The following is an 18,150-nucleotide window of genomic DNA, read 5'->3' on the forward strand; positions in this document are numbered from 1 at the left end:
CTGAGACCAGAGGAGAAGTCGAGTGCCCCAGGGAGTTCCGGTCAGCATCCCCGATGACGGCTTGACGACGCGACAGCGCCGTAACCAGCCCGTCCTCGCGGTGCACACCGGCGACGGCAAGGGCAAGTCGACCGCCGCTTTCGGGATGGCGATGCGCGCGTGGAACGCGGGTATGCGGGTCGCGGTGTTCCAATTCGTCAAGAGTGCGAAATGGAAGGTGGGGGAGGAGTCGACGATGCTCACCCTCGACCGGGTGCACGCGGAGACCGGCGCCGGTGGGCCGGTGGAATGGCACAAGATGGGTCAGGGCTGGTCCTGGTTGCGGGCCAACGACGACCAGGACGACGACCACGCCGCCGCCGCCCGGGCCGGGTGGGCGGAGATCGCACGCCGTCTCGATGCCGGCGAACACGACTTCTACGTCCTCGACGAGTTCACCTATCCGCTTCACTGGGGCTGGGTGGACACCGCCGAGGTGCTCGACACCCTCGCCCGCCGACCCGGACGCCAGCACGTGGTCATCACCGGCCGGCGCGCCCCGCAGGCCCTCGTCGACGCTGCCGATCTCGTGACCGAGATGCACAAGATCGCCCACCCGATGGACGCCGGACGCAAGGGGCAGAAGGGGATCGAATGGTGATCTCCGCGCGGGCGTCGACGCCCGCCGTCGTGATCGCCGCGCCGTCGTCGGGCAGCGGCAAGACCACCGTGACGACCGGCCTCATCGGCGCACTGCGGGCGGCCGGACACCGGGTGGCGCCGTTCAAGGTCGGCCCCGATTACATCGACCCCGGCTACCACGCCGTCGCGGCCGGACGACCCGGACGCAATCTCGACCCGAATCTCGTGGGCGCCGAACGCATTGCGCCGCTCTTCGCCCACGGCGCCGCGGGCGCCGACATCGCGGTCGTCGAGGGCGTGATGGGCCTCTTCGACGGCCGGATCGTGGAGCACGACAGCGGCAACGGGACGGGCGGCAGTCCAGGCGGCGACGCCGGTTCACTCGGCGTCGGCTCCACCGCGCACGTCGCGTCGATCATCGGTGCGCCCGTGATCCTCGTCGTCGACGCCGCGGGCCACAGCCAGTCGCTGGCCGCCGTGCTACACGGGTTCCTCTCCTACGACCCCTCGGTGTCGATCGCGGGCGTCATCCTCAACCGGGTCGGCTCGCCACGCCATGAGATGGTGCTGCGACAGGCCGCCGCGCGGGTGGGACTGCCGGTTCTCGGGGTGCTGCGGCGCCACCCGTCGCTGACGGTGCCCTCCCGGCACCTGGGCCTGATCCCGGCCGCCGAACGCAACGCCGACGCGGTCGCCGCCGTGGACGCGATGACCGCGCACCTGCGCGGCGCCCTCGACCTGCCGGCGATCGTGGCCGCCGCCCGCGGACGTGCGGTCCCCGACGCCGCGGCCTGGTCGGCTGCGGAAGCCGTCGCGCCGTATCGTCCCGCCGCGTCGGCCGGTTCGCCGGTGATCGCGGTCGCCGGGGGCGCGGCGTTCACCTTCGGTTACGCCGAGCACGCCGAGATGCTGACCGCCGCCGGCGCGCGCGTCGTCGTCTTCGACCCGCTCGTGGACCGGTTGCCCGCGGACGCGGCCGGCGTGGTGATCGGTGGCGGATTCCCGGAAGAACACGCCGAGGCGCTGGCCGCCAACGATCTCCTGCGCGCCGACCTCCGGGCGCACGCCGCGGCGGGTCGGCCGATCCACGCCGAGTGCGCGGGCCTGCTGTACCTGTGCACCGAACTCGACGGGCACCCGATGAGCGGCGTCCTCGACATCCCCGGCCACTTCGGCCCGACCCTGACGCTCGGATACCGCGATGCCGTGGCCGTGGGCGACTCGGCCCTGTTCCGGACCGGCGAACGCGTCACCGGTCACGAGTTCCACCGCAGCGGGGTCGGCGACGGCGCGCTCGCCCCGGCCTGGGCCTGGCGGGATCCGGCCGGCCGCGCGTCGATGCACGGGGTCGCGACGGCCGCGGTGCACGCCTCGTATCTGCACCTGCATCCGGCCGCGATCCCGGAAGCGTTGTGCCGCTTCGTGTCCAGATCCGTCGAGAGTGGGCGGGTGCCGACGCCCCAGTCCGTCGGCGACGCCCCCGGGGCGTCCTGATGCTGGCGCACCGGCTCCGCGAGACGCTCGACGCGCTCGCCGATCACGGTGCCGACGATCCCGCCCTGCTCCGGGAACTGCTGGAGGCGGTGCTGGTGGTCGGGCAGGGGGTCGAACTCGACCGCGCGCTGCAGCGCATCGTCGAGGTCGCGGCGGGACTCGTGGACGCCCAGTACGGTGCCCTCGGCGTGCGCGGACCGGACGGCGGGCTGAGTGAGTTCGTGCACATCGGCATCACCGATGCGCAACGCGCCACCATGGGACATCTGCCGGTCGGCCGCGGGGTCCTCGGCCTGCTCATCGACGATCCCCGCCTGCACCGCATCCACGACCTCGGCGCCCATCCGACGTCGGTCGGGTTCCCGCCCAACCACCCCCCGATGCACACCTTCCTCGGTGCTCCGATCATGGTGCGCGGCGAGGTGTTCGGCAGTCTGTACCTGACCGAGAAGCGGTCCGCGGAGGACTTCTCCGAGGTCGACGAGACCGTCGTCGCGGTGCTGGCGGTGGCCGCCGGGATCGCCGTCGACAACGCGGGTCTCTTCGAACGGGCCCGCACCCGCCACCGCTGGATGCAGGTTCTGGCCCGGCGTGGGTCGGAGCCGCTGGCCGGAATCGCGTTGTCGGACACAATGTCCCGGATGTGCGCCGATGTCGCCGATCTCGTCGGCGCGGTCGATGTCTACCTGCTCACCGAGATGGCGGGGGAGGTGGAACTACGCGGGCACACCGGCGACCCGGTGGAGATCGAGCACTTCATCCCGCCGGACGCCACGGCGCTGCGGGTGCAGCGTTCCGGCCAGATCGCAGAGTCGCTGATCCGGCGCGGCGCCCGCTGGACCTCGGTGCAACCGCTGCAGCGCGCATCGGGGGCGTTCGGCTGGATGCTCATCACCCACCGCAACCGCCCCTATTGGGACGACGAGGAGATCGCCGGGCTCGCCGGTGTCGCCGAGGTCGCCTCGCTGGCGGTCGTCTACGCCGAGCAGCAACAGATCGCCCGCGATCTCGAGGTCCTCGAAGACCGGCACCGCATCGCCCGCGACCTGCACGATCATGTGATCCAGCGACTCTTCGCGGTCGGGATGTCGGTACAGACGCTGCTGGCCGGGTCCACCGATCCGGCCGCGGCGGCCGCGCGCCTGGAGCAGATCATGACCGACCTCGATCGCACGATCGCCCAGATCCGCACCTCGATCTTCGACCTGCAGACGCCCTACGGAACCGACGTCGGCCCGACGCTGCGGCGGCGCGTGCTCGACATCGTGTCCGAACTGTCCGGGCACGCGTCGATCTCGCCGAGCGTGGAGTTCGACGGCCCCGTCGACACGGTGGTCCCGGACTCCCTCGGACCACACATCGACGCCGTCCTGCGAGAGGGCTTGAGCAACGCGCTCCGGCACGCGCGGGCCGACCACATCGCGGTGTCGGTGACCGCCGACGACGTCCTGACCGTCGAGATCAGCGACGACGGGGTCGGCATCGGCGCCGACGTCACCTATCGCGGTCTCGAGAACCTGACGCGCCGGGCCGAGGACTGCGACGGGACGTTCAGCATCGTCACCCGCCCGCGGGGGACGAGTGGGGGCGGGACGAGCGAGGGCCGGACCAGCGGCGGCGGGACGACGCTCACCTGGTCGGTGCCGCTGGTGGGTTAGCTCACTCCTTGCCGTCGCGGAGTCTGGTCGCCATCACGGCGACCTGGGTGCGTCGCTGCATGTCCAGCTTGCCCAGGATGCGGGACACGTAGTTCTTGATCGTCTTCTCCGCCAGGAACATCCGGCCGGCGATCTGCCGATTGGTCAGGCCTTCGCCGATCAGGGCGAACACCTCGCGCTCCTGATGGGTGAGCTCGGCGAGCGGATCCTTCTCGGTCTGCTTCTCGTTGCGCAGCTTGGCGAGCAGGGCCGCCGTGGACCGATCGTCGAGCAGTGAACCGCCCCGACCGACGGTCCGAACCGCGGCGACCAGGTTGTGCCCCAGGATCTGTTTGAGCACGAAACCCGAGGCGCCGGCGAGGACCGCGGCGAGCAGCGCGTCGTCGTCGGCGTAGCTCGTGAGCATCAGGCACTTGATCCCCGGTTCGGCGGCGCGAACGTCCCGGCACAGCTCGACCCCGTTGCCGTCGGGCAACCGGACGTCGAGCACGGCCACATCGGGCTTGGTCGCCAGGATGCCGACAAGTGCCTCGCCGACCGAGGCCGCCTCGCCCACCACCTCGATGTCGCCGGCGGTTCCGAGCAGGTCGCGCAGACCGCGCCGGACGAGCTCGTGGTCGTCGACGAGGTAGGCGCGGACCGGATTCGGGGACGGGGTCGGATCGGCGGTGGCCGAATCGGTCGTGACAGGGGACATGGGTCTGAAAGTACCGGATGTGCGGCGCCGGGAAGTCGCGACGTCGGACCCCATACATGCGGGACCTTCGCCTCACGAGCACCACCCGTCCCGCCGCGCAGAGTGGATGGTACGACCCCGCTGTGATCAGGAGAGCACGTGACCACCCTCATCGGACCCCCCGACGCCGAACCCGCCGACCGCGGCATGACCGGTTCGGATCTACTGCGTGAACTGCTGCCCGTGTGCGAGACCGAGGTCGAGCGGCACATGAAGATGACGCGCGACTGGCACCCGCACGACTACGTGCCCTGGGACGACGGACGCAACTTCGCAGCTCTCGGCGGACTCGACTGGGATCCGTCGCAGTCGCGGCTCTCCGATGTCGCCAAGGCCGCGATGATCACCAATCTGCTCACCGAGGACAACCTGCCGTCGTACCACCGGGTGATCGCCGACAACTTCACCCTCGACGATGCCTGGGGCTGGTGGGTGGGGCGCTGGACGGCCGAGGAGAACCGCCACTCGATCGTGATGCGCGACTACCTGGTGGTGACCCGCGGTGTCGACCCGGTCGAGCTCGAAGAGATACGCATGGCGCACATGACGTCGGGATTCAACCCGCTGCCCGACGACGACGGGCAGCGCGACCACAGCTTCGACATGCTGTTCGCGGTCGCGTACGTCAGTTTCCAGGAACTGGCCACCCGGGTCTCGCACCGCAACACCGGGAAGGCATGCGGGGACCCGATCGCCGACCGCATGCTGCAACGTGTCGCGGCCGACGAGAACCTGCACATGCTCTTCTACCGCAACATCGTCGCCGGCGCGCTCGACCTCGTTCCCGACCAGACCATGGCCGCCATCCACGCGATCGTGACCAACTTCCAGATGCCCGGCGCGACCATGCCGAACTTCCGGCGCAACGCCGTGTTGATCGCCAAGGGCGGCATCTACGATCTGCCGCAACACATGTCGGATGTCGTCATGCCCGTGCTGCGGAAGTGGCGCATCTTCGAGCGCGACGACTTCGGGCCGGTCGGCGAACACTACCGCGAACGCCTCGCGGAGTTCCTGGAGGAGATGGACGTCAAGGTGCGCAAGTTCGAGGAGTCGCGGGAGCGGGCGTTGCAGCGCCAGCACGCACGGGAACTGCGGGCCCGGTGACCGACGTGACCGTGACCGACGTGACCGTGACCGACGTGAGGGGGGCCGGCGCGCGGCCGTCCGCCTCCGCCCCTGCCGGTTTCGCCACCGCGATCGCCATGGCCGAGGCCGCCGCGGACCGGAACCCGCTGTGGTGGAACCAGATCCGGATCAACGCCGACGACTCGCTGGACGCCGCGTTCTGCACCTCGAGCCTGCTCGGGGCGCTGCTGCAGTCCGCGGCCCACCGGCTCGGTGTCCCGGCTGCCGATGTGTGGGCCCACGTCCGGCGGACGGGTGAGTTGCCGCTCTAGATCGGCTGTCCCGGTAAGGTCAGCTCCCATGTCCGAGCCTGACTCCGCCCTGTCGAATGTCCCGGGGTCGAACGTCCCCGGGTCGAATGTCCCAGGACCCCCGCACGTCCCCGGGCCCGACGCCTTCCCCTCCGGAGAGGGGCATTACCTGGTCGGCCTCGACCTCCGCGGACGCAAGGTCGTCGTGGTGGGCGGCGGGTCCGTCGCGCAGCGGCGGCTGCCCAATCTGGTCGCCGCGGGTGCCCACGTGCACGTCATCGCGCTCGATCCCACCCCGGCCGTCGAATCCTTCACCGGCATCACCGTCACCCAGCGCCGCTACGCCGACGGCGATCTGGAGGGCGCCTGGTACGCGATGGCCTGCACCGACGATCCCGCCGTCAACGAGGCGGTGGTGGCCGAGGCCGAGCGCAGGCACACGTTCTGCGTCCGGGCCGACGACGCCCGCCACGGCACCGCCGTCACCCCGGCGTCCGGCCGTCACCGCGACGTCCAGTTCGGCGTCCTCGCCGGCGGCGACCACAAACTGTCGGCCGCACTCCGCGCCGCGATGAGCCGAGCCCTCGCCGAGGGGTCGCTGAGTGTCGACGACGCCGCCCCGCACGCCGCGGGCGTGGCCCTCGTCGGTGGCGGTCCCGGCGACCCCGACCTGATCACCGTCCGCGGCCAGCGGCTCCTCGCCGAGGCCGACGTGGTGGTGGCCGATCGGCTCGCGCCCCCCGAACTGCTCGCCGAACTCGGCCCGCAGGTCGAGGTGATCGACGCCGCCAAGGTGCCCTACGGCCGCGCGATGAAGCAGGAAGCCATCAACGACGTCCTCGTGGAGAAGGCCAAGGAGGGCAAGTTCGTGGTCCGCCTCAAGGGCGGCGACCCCTATGTCTACGGGCGGGGTTTCGAGGAACTGCAGGCCTGTGTGGCCGCCGGGGTCCCGGTCACCGTGGTGCCGGGGATCAGCAGCTCGATCGCCGCACCGGCATCGGCGGGCATCCCGGTGACGCACCGCGGCGTCACCCACGAGGTCGTGATCGCCTCGGGCCACGTGCCGCCCGGCCACCCCGACTCGCTGATCGACTGGTCGGCGATGGGCAAGCTGCGCGGCACCCTGGTCCTGATGATGGCGGTCGAACGGGTCGAGGTCTTCGCCGACGCACTGCTCGACGGCGGCCGGCGGCCCGACACCCCGGTCGCGATGATCGAGAACGGATCCCTGCCGACCCAGCGTCTGCTGCGTACCGATCTCGCCCACGCCGGCGAGGTCGCGGAGGCGCAGGGGCTGCGTCCGCCTGCGATCGTCGTCATCGGCGACGTGGCCGCGTTCACCGAGGGCGCCTGAACAGATCAACCCAGACCGAATCAACGCAGATTGGCATGTCCCGGCGATCGGCCGGTACGGTCGTTCTCTATGTCGACTCCCGGAGCTGCGAACACCGGAACCGTGAACACTGGAACGGTGAACACAGGAACTCCGAACAGCGAGCAGTTCCGTCCGGTCTTCGGCCTGCCGATCCTGGTGCTGTCCGGGATGCAGTTGCTCGTCGTGCTCGACGGCACCGTGGCCGCGCTGGCGCTCCCGAGCATCCGCGACGCGCTCACGCTCTCGGAGTCCAGCGCCAATTGGGTCATCAGCAGCTACGTGCTGGCGTTCGGCGGTCTCATGCTCCTCGGCGGCCGTCTCGGTGACACGTTCGGCCGCAAGCGGATGTTCATCGTCGGCGTGGTCGCCTTCACCCTCACCTCGCTGCTGTGCGGACTGGCCTGGAACGAGGCGAGCCTCCTCGCCGGCCGGGCCCTGCAGGGCGCGTCGGCGGCGATCGCGGCGCCCACCGCCATGGCGCTGGTCGCCACCACCTTCGCGCCCGGCAAACCGCGCAGTCAGGCCTTCGCGGTCTACGCGGCCATGACCGGCGTGGGATCGGTGGCCGGGCTCATCCTCGGCGGGGTGCTGACCGAGCTGTCGTGGCGCCTGGTCTTCCTCATCAACGTGCCGATCGGTCTGATCGTCGTCGTCGGGGCGATCGTCGCGCTGCGGGAATCCCAGGGTGAGCGGCTGCCCCTCGACGTGCCCGGCGCGGTCCTCGGCACCCTCGGTTGCACCCTGCTGGTGCTCGCGGTGAACGAGGGGCCCAACGGTTGGACGGCGCCGGTCGTGGTCGGCTCGTTCATCCTCGGCGCACTCGCCCTGGCCGCGTTCATCGTGGTCGAACGGCGCGCCCGGAACCCACTGCTGCCGTTCTCCCTCTTCGACAACAGCTCACGCGTCGCAGCCCTCCTCGCCATCCTGCTCGCCAGCATGATCATGATGTGCATGGCGGTGTTCATCTCGCTGTACCTGCAGGGCATCCTGCAGTACTCGCCGATCCAGAGCGGGCTCGCGGTCGTGCCGTTCGCGTTCGGGCTGGGCATCGCCGCGGCGATCGCGTCGAAGCTGGCGCTGATGATCCAGCCGCGCTGGCTCGTCCTGGTCGGCGGCGCGGTGATCCTCGTCGGCTGCCTCTACGCATCGTCGATCGCGACCGACTCACCGGACTACTTCCCGAGCATCTTCGTCCCGGTCGTCGTGATCGGCTTCGGCGTCGGGCTGGCGGTCATCCCGCTGACCCTGTCCGTGGTGGCCGGGGTGGGCACCACCGAGATCGGCCCCCTGACCGCGCTCGCGCAGGTCGCGCAGAACCTCGGCGGGGCCGTCGGCCTGGTCGTCGTCGGTGCGATGGTCACCTCTCGCGCGCTGTCGAAGGGCGGCACCACCGCGCCGGTCGAGACGATGAACCCCACCCAGCTCGCCGCGCAGGCCGAGGGTTACGGGCTGGCCTTCGCCGCCTGCGCGGGCATCGCCGTCCTCGCCGCGGTCGTGGTGTTGTTCATGCGGTTCACGCCGGAGCAGGTCGCCGAGGGACAGGCCGCCCAGGAAGCCGCCGACGCCGGGCTCGACGCCGATACGAGCACCCCGGGGTCCGACACCCGGCGATGAATTCCGGGCGGACGCACGGTCGGTCCCGCTATGGATGCCAAGAATCTCGCTGGGCTCTACGACATCGGCACGCTCGACTGGCAGCCCGTCGCGGCCCGACTGACCGCCGGGGTGTCCCAGGCACCCGGGACCGGTGGCCCCGACCGGCACACGTGGTGGATCGCCACGATCAACGCCGACGGCAGCCCGCACGTCACCGGCATCGGGGCGCTGTGGCACCGGGACGCGATATGGCTGGAGACCGGTCCGTCGACCCGGAAGGCGCGCAACCTCGCCCGCGACCCGCGCTGCACCCTGTCGGTGGCACTCGACGAGGCCGACCTGGTGGTCGAGGGCGACGCGAACCTGGTCACCGAGCCCGCCGTCGTCGCCGAGATGGCGGAGCTGTGGGCGAGCGACGGGTGGCCGTGCCGCGTCGATGAGTCGGGTGCCGCGCTGACCGCCGACTTCAGTGCGCCGTCGGCCGGCCCGCCGCCCTGGTACGTCTACCGGGTGACGCCGCGGCGGGCGACCGTCCTGCAGACCGTGGAGCCCGGTGGCGCAACCCTCTTCGACTTCGACGCGCAGTAGCGTCGCGGACCTCGGTGCCGGGTCAGTCGGTCAGTACGACGATGCGGTCCGGCGCTTCGATCTCGACCCGCTGCCCGGCGTCGGCGAGGACCGCGGCCAGTCCGTCGATGTCGCGGACGGTGCGGCGCGTGCGGACCAGCTCGCGGGCCATCAGACCTTTGTAGTGCTTGTTGAAGTGGCTCACCACCTTGCGTGAGCCGTCCGGTTGTTCGGTCATGACGGTCGCCGTCACCGCACCCCGTACCGGTCCGAGTTGGTGGTAGACGCCCGAGCGCAGGTCCACGACGAAATCGTCGACCGCGTCCAGTGCGGGGGACAGCTCCGGCTTCCACAGCGCCGCCAGCGTGGGCATGCCGGGCAGCTTGGACCCGCCCGAGAGCCGGTACGCGGGAATCGGATCGGGTGCCCGCACGACACCGAACAACGCCGACCCGATCGCCAGCCGGTCGGCGGCCTTGGTCTTGCCCGCCCGGGTCAGCGACCGGTGATCGAGGGCGTCGTAGAGGACGCCGGTGTAGCGCTCGAGAGCCGGCCGGGTGGGGGACAGCCACAGGTCGGCGTTGCGGTCGACCTCGTCGAGCTGGGTGGCGCCGAGCCCGAGCGCGGTACGACTGGCCTCGAGATCGGCGGCCAGGGCGACGAGCGCCTCGGCGACCTGCTTGCGGACCGGGTTCAGCTCGGGGAAGGACAGCGTGTCGAGATCCAGGGGAGCGCCGCGCCCGCCGTCGGATTTCGTTTCGGAGGGAGGCAGGATGACGAGCACCGCAACACCATAACTAAGCTGGTTGGTCGTGATCACACGCATGTCGACCCTGTTCCTGCGGACCCTGCGCGACGACCCCGCCGACGCGGAGGTCCCCAGCCACAAGCTGCTGGTCAGAGCCGGCTACATCCGCCGGGTCGCGCCCGGTGTGTACTCGTGGCTACCGCTCGGTCTACGCGTGCTGAAGGCGATCGAGAACGTCGTCCGCGAGGAGATGAACGCCATCGGCGGCCAGGAGATCCTGCTGCCCGCCCTGCTGCCCCGCGAGCCCTACGACACCACCAACCGCTGGACCGAATACGGCGACTCGCTCTTCCGCCTCAAGGACCGCAAGGGTGCCGACATGCTCCTCGGTCCGACCCATGAGGAGCTGTTCGCGACGCTGGTCAAGGGTGAGTACTCGTCGTACAAGGACATGCCGGTCATCCTCTACCAGATCCAGACCAAATACCGCGACGAGGAACGGCCGCGCGCGGGCATCCTCCGCGGCCGTGAGTTCGTGATGAAGGACGCCTACTCCTTCGACCTCGACGACGACGGACTCAAGACCGCCTACAACGCGCACCGCGAGGCGTATCAGAAGATCTTCGAGCGGTTGCGGATCGAGTACGTCATCGTCGCCGCGACCTCGGGCGCGATGGGTGGCAGCGCCTCCGAGGAGTTCCTGGCCGAGTCCGCGGTCGGCGAGGACACGTTCGTGCGCTGCGTCGAATCCGGCTACGCCGCCAACGTCGAAGCGGTCATCACCCGCGCGCCCGACCCGCTGCCCTACGACGACCTGCCCGCGGCGGTCGTCCACGACACGCCCGGCACCCCGACGATCGACAGCCTGGTCGACTGGGCGAACGCGACGCTCGACGGGCAGTACACCGGCGCGGACACGCTCAAGAACGTGCTGGTCAAACTCCGTGCGCCGGGCGGCGACTGGGAGGTCACCGGCATCGGTGTCCCGGGCGACCGCGAGGTCGACTTCAAGCGTCTCGAGGCCTCCGTCGAGCCCGCCGAGGTCGAATTGCTCACCGACGCCGACTTCGCCGCGAACCCATTCCTCGTCAAGGGATACATCGGACCGAAGGCGCTGGCCGAGAACGGCATCCGCTACCTCGTCGACCCGCGGGTGGTCGAGGGGACGTCCTGGATCACCGGCGCCGATGAGCCGGGCCGGCACTACGTCGGTCTGGTCGCCGGCCGCGATTTCACGCCCGACGGGACGGTCGAGGCCGCCGAGATCCGCGACGGCGATCCGTCGCCGGACGGCGCCGGACCCCTGGTGAGTGCCAAGGGCATCGAGATCGGGCACATCTTCCAGCTCGGCCAGAAGTACACCGACGCCTTCGAGGTGGACGTCCTCGGCGAGAACGGCAAGCCGGTCCGCCTGACCCAGGGTTCCTACGGTGTCGGGGTGTCGCGTCTCGTCGCGGTCATCGCCGAGCAGTCCCACGACGACAAGGGTCTGCGCTGGCCGAAGTCGGTGGCGCCGTTCGCGGTTCACCTCGTCATCGCCAACAAGGACGAGGCCGCCGTCGCCGGCGCCGAGCAGCTCGCCGCCGACCTCGACGCGGCCGGTCTCGAGGTGCTCCTCGACGACCGGAAGGCGTCGCCCGGAGTGAAGTTCAAGGACGCCGAACTCCTCGGCATGCCGACCGTGGTGGTCGTCGGCCGCGGATATGCCAACGGCACCATCGAGATCCGCGACCGCTTCACCGGTGAGGCCACCGAGGTCGCGGTCGACACCGCGGTCGACGCGGTGGTGGCGGCCGCCCGCGGCTGAGGCGGCTCAGCCGCCAGCGGGGGAGCCGGGGAACGCCACCGTGACCGGGCTCTCCTGCAGAGCCACCCGCCAGCGCGCGGCGCGCACCGCGCTGTCCGACAGCCCGTCGGCGCCGATCCGGCGTCCGGTCTCGTCGTCGGCCTGCTCCAGCAACGCACGATAGGCGCTCGCACAGTCGATCTCGGCGCCGAGCGCGGCGCGGGCCGCCGTGGTCGGGTCGGTGACCTCGATCGGCAGCGTGTAGCCGGCTGCCGCCAGCGGCGGTGTGTTCCCCGCCGCCTCGATCGTCCGGTCGATCTCGTCGCGTCGGGCGCGATGGGCGTCGGCGTACTCGGCGACGGTGCGTCGACGGGAGGCGGCGACGAAGGCGGTGATGACGCCGTAGGTGAAGATCGCGGCGTTCTCGGTCTCGGCGGCGACGACCAACGGGTCGTCGGGATCTGCTTGCGCGGCCGGCGAATCCGACGCCGGTGTGTTCACGGGGGACGTCATGCCAGTTGCACCTCTCGCATCGAAGTGACCGCCGCGGCGACCGACCCGGTCAGCCCGGCTGCGTACCCGGCGGCGCCGAGCGCGACCCGGCGGGCCTGCCCGGCCGCGGCGTCGAGATCGACGCGCAGTCGAGCGAGGGACGGTGCCGCCGGTGGCGCACCCGCCGGGGATGTCGAGGCGGTCGCCGAGGTGGCGGGACGGTCGAGTGTCGCCGCCACCTCCTGGTCGAGCCGGATGATCTCCTCGCGCAGTGCGCGAGCGTGCTGGGCGCGCTGATCGGCCACGACACCGAGTGCGGTGGCGTAGGCGGGCTCGACGGCGACCAGGGCGCGCGCGGTGCTCTCGTCCGCGGACGCCGAGCGCACCAGGGGCACCAGGCTCTCGGCCAGCAGGGTCTCCGCGGAGGGCGACGAATCGCAACCGGTCAGTCCGACGCCGGCCGCCCCGGCACCGACGACGACGGCGCCCGCGAGGAGTCCGCCGCGCAAGGCGGTGCGCCGGTCGATCGGGTGCCGCAGGGTCCGTCGCTCGATCGGGGGCATGCTCACCCGGGACATCATGCCAGCAGTTCTCCGCGCGATCGATCCACTAGGATGTTCGGAGCAACGTCGTGCGACACCCGGCACGGCCCGACAACTGAAGACGAGGGGAGTGGCATGCCGATCAGCCCGACGCAGGTGCGCGAACTCGTCGAAAAGCTTGTCGCCGAGCGGGGATTCGACCTCGAGGACATCACGGTGCGCAGCCGGGACGGCCAGGAGGAACTGTCGATCGTGGTCGACCGCGACGGTGGCAGCGACCTCGACGTCCTCGCCGTACTCAGCACCGAGATCTCCGACCTCCTCGACGCCACGCCCGACTTCGCCGACCTCGCCTACGTACTCGAGGTCACCTCGCGCGGCGTCGACAGCCCGCTGACCCTGCCCCGGCACTGGCGTCGCAACACCGGTCGGCGCGTCGTCGTGGAGGTCGACGGCGGACCCGGATCGCAGCCGCGCACCGTCACCGGACGCATCGGCAGGCTGCTCGACGACCCGGCTCCGGCGGTCGAGGTGGTCGCGAACCACAAGGGGCGGATCGCGGTGGAGACCGTCGACCTCGCCTCGGTGACCGAAGCCGTGGTGCAGGTGGATTTCTCTCAGCCGAGCGTCCGCGAGCTCGAACTGTGCGGCCTCGAACCCGACGAGATCGAAGCGCGCCGCGCCCCCGCCGCCGCCCGACAACTGAACACGACAAATGAACACGACAAGTGAATAGGAGATCGACGACATGAACATCGACATCGCCGCCCTGCGCATGATCGAGGCCGACAAGGGCATCTCGATCGAGACCGTCATCACCGCCATCGAGACCGCTCTGCTGACGGCCTACCGACACACCGACGGTTTCGCCCCGCATGCCCGTGTCGACGTCAACCGTAAGTCCGGCGCCGTCCGTGTGATGGCGCAGGAGGTCGACCAGGACGGGAACGTCGTCCACGAATGGGACGACACCCCCGAGGGTTTCGGCCGCATCGCGGCGACGACCGCACGGCAGGTCATCCTCCAGCGCCTGCGCGACGCCGAGAACGAGAAGAACTTCGGGGACCTGGTCGCCCACGAGGGCGAGATCGTCGGCGGCGTCGTGCAGCAGGACTCGCGCGCCAACGCGCGCGGGATGGTCGTCGTCCAGATCGGCAGCGACGCCAACTCGACCGAGGGCATCATCCCGCCGGCCGAGCAGGTGCCGGGCGAGGTCTACACCCACGGCGACCGGATCAAGTGCTACGTCGTCGGCGTGAGCCGCGGACCACGCGGTCCGCAGATCACCCTGTCCCGGACCCACCCGAACCTGGTGCGCAAACTGTTCTCCCTCGAGGTGCCCGAGATCGAGGACGGCAGCGTCGAGATCGTCGCCGTGGCGCGCGAGGCCGGCCACCGGTCGAAGATCGCGGTGCACACCGGCGTGGCCGGCCTCAACGCGAAGGGCGCGTGCATCGGTCCGATGGGCCAGCGCGTACGGAACGTGATGAGCGAACTCGCCGGCGAGAAGATCGACATCATCGACTTCGACACCGACCCGGCGGTCTTCGTCGGGAATGCGTTGTCGCCCGCGAAGGTTGTCTCGGTGACGGTCGTCGACGCCGCCGCCAAGGCCGCGCGGGTCATCGTGCCGGACTACCAGCTGTCGCTGGCCATCGGCAAAGAGGGCCAGAATGCCCGGCTCGCGGCCCGGCTCACGGGGTGGCGGATCGACATCCGGTCCGACGCCGCGCCGGCGGCCGAGGGCGGGCCGGAGTGACGCACAGCAGCCGATTGTCCCCGCCGGGCCCGCTCGCGCTAGACTGATCGATGGTTCAGCGATCCGCCCCCCGTTCGCCAGCCGGCGGCACACCCATCCGGATGTGCATCGGTTGCCGGCAGCGGGCAGAGGCCGGCGAGTTGGTCCGTGTCGTCGCACAGCTGTGCGGTGACACCCCGACAGTCGTGGTCGATTCCGCGAAGACCATGCCGGGACGAGGCGCGTGGCTGCACGCGCGGTCGGAGTGCATCTCCACCGCGACGCGACGCCGGGCCTTCGCCGCGGCACTCCGGACCCCCGGTCTGACCGTGGACCCGGACGATCTCACCGAACAGCTCGGCGCGATCACCCACCAGAGGATGGCTCCCCGGAGCCGGAACAGGTAGCAGAAGACATGAGCACACCGTGAAGTCACGATGAGCATGTACCGGACTTAAATCGAGGCCGTAGCGGGTGAGCCGCTTGGCCTCCAAGTGAGGAGAGCAGTGGCAGGCAAAGCCCGCGTGCACGAATTGGCCAAAGAGCTCGGCGTCACGAGCAAGCAGGTGCTCGAGCGTCTGAAGGAGCAGGGCGAGTTCGTCAAATCGGCGTCGTCGACGGTGGAGGCCCCCGTGGCCCGTCGACTGCGTGAATCGTTCCCCGGCAAGGACGGGGGAGCCAAGGACTCCAAGTCGTCCCCGGCCCCCGGCCCGCGCCAGAGCGCCAAGCCCGGACCCAAGCCGTCCGGCAACTCGAACGCACCGAAGCCCGGTGCACCCGCAACCCCGTCGGCGCCGGTCGCCGATCGTCCGAGCCCCGGCCCGCGCACCAACGCGCCGAAGCCGGGCGCACCCAAGCCCGCACCCGCACCGGCGGAGACCCCGGCCCCGGCGCCCGCCCCCGCGGCGGAGCGTCCCAGCCCGCGTCCCGCGGCACCGGCGCCGCAGGCCCCGGCCGCGTCGGCAGCACCGTCTGCCCCCACGTCGAGCCCGGGTCCGCGTCCCGGCCCGAAGCCGGGTCCGCGTACGCCGCGGGTGGGCAACAACCCGTATTCGTCGGCACCGGCGCCCGCGCCGCGTCCGGCTGCCCGTCCCGGACCGGGTCAGGGCGGTCCGCGTCCCGGCGGTGGCCGTCCCGGCGCCGCCGGCCAGGGTGGTCCGCGTCCCGGTGGCGGTCGTCCCGCTCCCGGCCAGGGCGGTCCCCGTCCCAATCCCGGCAACATGCCCCCGCGTCCGAGTCCCGGCGCCATGCCGTCGCGCGCGGCCCGTCCCGACGCCCGTCCGGGTGGTCGCGGCGGTGCCGGCGGAGGCCGTGGTGGCCCCGGCGGCGGCGGTGGCTACCGCGGCGGCGGCGGCGGAGCCGGTGCACCGGGAGGACCTCCCGGTGGCGGTTTCCGCGGTCGTCCCGGCGGCGGTGGCGGTGGCGGCCGTGGACGCGGCGGCGCAGCAGGCGCCTTCGGTCGTCCCGGTGGTGCACCGCGCCGTGGTCGCAAGTCGAAGCGGGCGAAACGCGCCGAGTACGAGAACATGCAGGCACCGGCCGTCGGTGGCGTCCGGCTGCCGCGCGGCAACGGCGAGATCATCCGTCTCGCCCGCGGTGCGTCGCTGTCCGACTTCGCCGACAAGATCGACGCCAACCCGGCTTCGCTGGTCCAGGCGCTGTTCAACCTCGGCGAGATGGTGACGGCGACCGAGTCGGTCAACGACGAGACGCTCGAGCTGCTCGGCTCGGAGATGAACTACCGCGTCCAGGTGGTCAGCCCCGAGGACGAGGACCGCGAGCTGCTCGACAGCTTCGACCTCACCTACGGCGAGGACGAGGGCGGCGAGGAAGACCTCGAACAGCGTCCGCCGGTGGTCACCGTCATGGGCCACGTCGATCACGGTAAGACCCGACTGCTCGACACGATCCGTAAGGCCAACGTCCGGGAGGGCGAGGCCGGCGGCATCACGCAGCACATCGGTGCCTACCAGGTGAACACCCACCTCAACGGTGAGGATCGCCTGATCACCTTCATCGACACCCCGGGTCACGAGGCGTTCACCGCCATGCGTGCCCGCGGCGCCAAGGCGACCGACATCGCGATCCTCGTGGTCGCGGCCGACGACGGCGTCATGCCGCAGACGGTGGAGGCGGTCAACCACGCCCAGGCGGCCGACGTGCCGATCGTGGTCGCGGTGAACAAGATCGACAAGGAAGGCGCCGACCCGCAGAAGATCCGCGGGCAGCTGACCGAATACGGTCTGGTCCCCGAGGAGTACGGCGGCGACGCCATGTTCGTCGACATCTCGGCCAAGCAGGGCGAGAACATCGACGCACTGCTCGAGGCCGTCCTGCTCACCGCGGACGCGTCGCTGGACCTGCGTGCCAACCCGGACATGGACGCCCAGGGTGTCGCCATCGAGGCGCACCTCGACCGCGGCCGCGGCCCGGTGGCGACCGTGCTGGTCCAGCGCGGCACGCTGAAGGTCGGCGACTCGATCGTCGCCGGCGACGCCTACGGACGTGTCCGACGCATGGTCGACGAGCACGGCGACGACGTCCCCGAGGCGCTGCCGTCGCGTCCGGTCCAGGTCATCGGCTTCACCTCGGTCCCCGGCGCAGGCGACAACCTGCTCGTGGTCGAGGAGGACCGCATCGCCCGGCAGATCGCCGACCGGCGCAACGCACGCAAGCGCAACGCGCTGGCCGCACGCAGCCGCAAGCGGATCAGCCTGGAAGACCTGGATTCGGCTCTCAAGGAGACCAGCCAGCTCAACCTCATCCTCAAGGGTGACAACTCGGGTACGGTCGAGGCCCTCGAAGAGGCCCTGCTGAACATCGAGATGGGCGACGAGGTCTCGCTGCGGATCATCGACCGCGGTGTCGGTGGCGTCACCGAGACCAACGTCAACCTGGCGGCGGCCTCGGATGCGATCATCATCGGCTTCAACGTCCGGGCGGAGGGCAAGGCCACCGAGCTGGCCAACCGCGAGGGCGTCGACATCCGGTACTACTCGGTGATCTACCAGGCCATCGACGAGATCGAGAGCGCGCTCAAGGGCATGCTCAAGCCGATCTACGAAGAGGTGGAGCTCGGCCGCGCCGAGATCCGCGCGATCTTCAAGTCTTCGAAGGTCGGCAACATCGCCGGTTGCCTCGTGCAGTCGGGCATCATGCGGCGCAACGCCAAGGCCCGCCTGCTGCGCGACAACGTGGTGGTCGCCGAGAACCTCACCGTGTCGTCGCTCAAGCGTGAGAAGGACGATGCCACCGAGGTTCGCGAAGGCTACGAATGTGGTCTCACGCTGACCTACTCGGACATCAAGGTGGACGACGTGATCGAGACCTACGAGCTGCGGGAGAAGCCGCGCGACTGATCGCGGCGACGACCACCCTCGTACGACATCTCGACAGTTGTGGTGCGCGCCGACCGGTC

Annotated in this window: 17 protein-coding genes; 13 read left to right on the top strand and 4 right to left on the bottom strand. The window is 70.7% G+C overall.

The window, feature by feature from the left end:
* Positions 1-22 precede the first annotated feature (22 nt).
* Genes cobO through KB201_RS08395 form a run of 3 tightly spaced genes read left to right on the top strand, consistent with a single transcriptional unit; the run spans position 23 to position 3,773 of the window.
* Positions 23-640 carry a cob(I)yrinic acid a,c-diamide adenosyltransferase gene (cobO, locus tag KB201_RS08385; protein WP_058250119.1) on the top strand — a complete coding sequence of 206 codons (618 nt, stop codon included), beginning with the start codon at positions 23-25 and terminating at the stop codon, positions 638-640.
* The gene (locus tag KB201_RS08390) at positions 634-2,115 is read left to right on the top strand and encodes a cobyrinate a,c-diamide synthase (RefSeq protein ID WP_211538826.1); all 1,482 of its coding nucleotides are present in this window, start codon (positions 634-636) and stop codon (positions 2,113-2,115) included. The genes cobO and KB201_RS08390 overlap by 7 nt, the downstream gene beginning before the upstream one ends.
* Entirely contained in the window at positions 2,115-3,773 is a 1,659-nt protein-coding gene (locus KB201_RS08395; protein WP_211538828.1) for a GAF domain-containing sensor histidine kinase, read from the top strand. The genes KB201_RS08390 and KB201_RS08395 overlap by 1 nt, the downstream gene beginning before the upstream one ends.
* Position 3,774: 1 nt before the next feature.
* On the opposite strand, the gene KB201_RS08400 is transcribed toward KB201_RS08395, so the two are convergent.
* Positions 3,775-4,470 (bottom strand): response regulator transcription factor, encoded by a 696-nt coding sequence (locus tag KB201_RS08400; protein WP_058250122.1) that lies wholly within the window; start codon positions 4,468-4,470, stop codon positions 3,775-3,777.
* Positions 4,471-4,608: 138 nt separating this feature from the next.
* On the opposite strand from KB201_RS08400, the gene KB201_RS08405 reads away from it, so the two are divergent.
* From KB201_RS08405 to KB201_RS08425, 5 genes are all read left to right on the top strand, one after another.
* On the top strand, positions 4,609-5,616 hold the full coding sequence (locus tag KB201_RS08405) for an acyl-ACP desaturase (protein ID WP_058250123.1): 1,008 nt from the start codon (positions 4,609-4,611) through the stop codon (positions 5,614-5,616).
* 26 nt (positions 5,617-5,642) lie between these two features.
* Positions 5,643-5,909 carry a hypothetical protein gene (locus KB201_RS08410; RefSeq protein ID WP_091344227.1) on the top strand — a complete coding sequence of 89 codons (267 nt, stop codon included), beginning with the start codon at positions 5,643-5,645 and terminating at the stop codon, positions 5,907-5,909.
* Between the two features lie 28 nt (positions 5,910-5,937).
* Entirely contained in the window at positions 5,938-7,242 is a 1,305-nt protein-coding gene (gene cobA / locus KB201_RS08415) for a uroporphyrinogen-III C-methyltransferase (RefSeq protein ID WP_231742230.1), read from the top strand.
* Between the two features lie 189 nt (positions 7,243-7,431).
* On the top strand, positions 7,432-8,877 hold the full coding sequence (locus tag KB201_RS08420; RefSeq protein WP_176455899.1) for a DHA2 family efflux MFS transporter permease subunit: 1,446 nt from the start codon (positions 7,432-7,434) through the stop codon (positions 8,875-8,877).
* 30 nt (positions 8,878-8,907) lie between these two features.
* Positions 8,908-9,447 (top strand): pyridoxamine 5'-phosphate oxidase family protein, encoded by a 540-nt coding sequence (locus KB201_RS08425; protein ID WP_078112268.1) that lies wholly within the window; start codon positions 8,908-8,910, stop codon positions 9,445-9,447.
* Positions 9,448-9,469: 22 nt separating this feature from the next.
* On the opposite strand, the gene yaaA is transcribed toward KB201_RS08425, so the two are convergent.
* A complete protein-coding gene (gene yaaA / locus KB201_RS08430; protein WP_176455892.1) occupies positions 9,470-10,252 on the bottom strand; it encodes a peroxide stress protein YaaA in 783 nt (260 codons plus the stop codon).
* Between yaaA and KB201_RS08435 the strand changes: the two genes are divergently transcribed.
* Positions 10,251-11,981 (top strand): proline--tRNA ligase, encoded by a 1,731-nt coding sequence (locus tag KB201_RS08435; RefSeq protein ID WP_078112442.1) that lies wholly within the window; start codon positions 10,251-10,253, stop codon positions 11,979-11,981. The genes yaaA and KB201_RS08435 overlap by 2 nt on opposite strands.
* Before the next feature lie 6 nt (positions 11,982-11,987).
* On the opposite strand, the gene KB201_RS08440 is transcribed toward KB201_RS08435, so the two are convergent.
* Together KB201_RS08440 and KB201_RS08445 are read right to left on the bottom strand one after the other, a co-directional pair.
* A complete protein-coding gene (locus tag KB201_RS08440; RefSeq protein ID WP_078112270.1) occupies positions 11,988-12,473 on the bottom strand; it encodes a ferritin-like domain-containing protein in 486 nt (161 codons plus the stop codon).
* Entirely contained in the window at positions 12,470-13,033 is a 564-nt protein-coding gene (locus tag KB201_RS08445) for a hypothetical protein (protein ID WP_058250128.1), read from the bottom strand. The genes KB201_RS08440 and KB201_RS08445 overlap by 4 nt, the downstream gene beginning before the upstream one ends.
* Positions 13,034-13,129: 96 nt before the next feature.
* Here KB201_RS08445 and rimP point away from each other — a divergent pair, with 96 nt between their 5' ends.
* The 4 genes from rimP to infB all read left to right on the top strand — a co-directional run bounded on the left by rimP (position 13,130) and on the right by infB (position 18,091).
* Positions 13,130-13,726: a ribosome maturation factor RimP gene (gene rimP / locus KB201_RS08450; protein WP_078112271.1), complete on the top strand. Its 597-nt coding sequence runs from the start codon at positions 13,130-13,132 to the stop codon at positions 13,724-13,726.
* Between the two features lie 16 nt (positions 13,727-13,742).
* The gene (gene nusA / locus KB201_RS08455) at positions 13,743-14,753 is read left to right on the top strand and encodes a transcription termination factor NusA (protein ID WP_058250130.1); all 1,011 of its coding nucleotides are present in this window, start codon (positions 13,743-13,745) and stop codon (positions 14,751-14,753) included.
* A gap of 101 nt (positions 14,754-14,854) precedes the next feature.
* Entirely contained in the window at positions 14,855-15,139 is a 285-nt protein-coding gene (locus tag KB201_RS08460) for a YlxR family protein (protein ID WP_078112272.1), read from the top strand.
* 99 nt (positions 15,140-15,238) lie between these two features.
* Positions 15,239-18,091: a translation initiation factor IF-2 gene (gene infB, locus KB201_RS25050; protein ID WP_078112273.1), complete on the top strand. Its 2,853-nt coding sequence runs from the start codon at positions 15,239-15,241 to the stop codon at positions 18,089-18,091.
* The last annotated feature ends 59 nt before the right edge of the window (positions 18,092-18,150 follow it).

Origin of the sequence: Gordonia sp. SCSIO 19800 (assembly GCF_018132775.1) — a bacterium.
Lineage (GTDB): Bacteria > Actinomycetota > Actinomycetes > Mycobacteriales > Mycobacteriaceae > Gordonia > Gordonia hongkongensis.

What these genes read in the sequence shown, in the direction of transcription:
- KB201_RS08425 (WP_078112268.1), top strand. Translation starts at nt 8,908, where the DNA reads ATGGATGCCAAGAATCTCGCTGGGCTCTACGACATCGGCACGCTCGAC.
- KB201_RS08395 (WP_211538828.1), top strand. Translation starts at nt 2,115, where the DNA reads ATGCTGGCGCACCGGCTCCGCGAGACGCTCGACGCGCTCGCCGATCAC.
- KB201_RS08400 (WP_058250122.1), bottom strand. Translation starts at nt 4,470, where the DNA reads ATGTCCCCTGTCACGACCGATTCGGCCACCGCCGATCCGACCCCGTCC.
- nusA (WP_058250130.1), top strand. Translation starts at nt 13,743, where the DNA reads ATGAACATCGACATCGCCGCCCTGCGCATGATCGAGGCCGACAAGGGC.
- KB201_RS08435 (WP_078112442.1), top strand. Translation starts at nt 10,251, where the DNA reads ATGTCGACCCTGTTCCTGCGGACCCTGCGCGACGACCCCGCCGACGCG.
- KB201_RS08445 (WP_058250128.1), bottom strand. Translation starts at nt 13,033, where the DNA reads ATGATGTCCCGGGTGAGCATGCCCCCGATCGAGCGACGGACCCTGCGG.
- KB201_RS08440 (WP_078112270.1), bottom strand. Translation starts at nt 12,473, where the DNA reads ATGACGTCCCCCGTGAACACACCGGCGTCGGATTCGCCGGCCGCGCAA.
- KB201_RS08460 (WP_078112272.1), top strand. Translation starts at nt 14,855, where the DNA reads ATGTGCATCGGTTGCCGGCAGCGGGCAGAGGCCGGCGAGTTGGTCCGT.
- cobA (WP_231742230.1), top strand. Translation starts at nt 5,938, where the DNA reads ATGTCCGAGCCTGACTCCGCCCTGTCGAATGTCCCGGGGTCGAACGTC.
- rimP (WP_078112271.1), top strand. Translation starts at nt 13,130, where the DNA reads ATGCCGATCAGCCCGACGCAGGTGCGCGAACTCGTCGAAAAGCTTGTC.
- KB201_RS08390 (WP_211538826.1), top strand. Translation starts at nt 634, where the DNA reads ATGGTGATCTCCGCGCGGGCGTCGACGCCCGCCGTCGTGATCGCCGCG.
- KB201_RS08420 (WP_176455899.1), top strand. Translation starts at nt 7,432, where the DNA reads ATGCAGTTGCTCGTCGTGCTCGACGGCACCGTGGCCGCGCTGGCGCTC.
- yaaA (WP_176455892.1), bottom strand. Translation starts at nt 10,252, where the DNA reads ATGCGTGTGATCACGACCAACCAGCTTAGTTATGGTGTTGCGGTGCTC.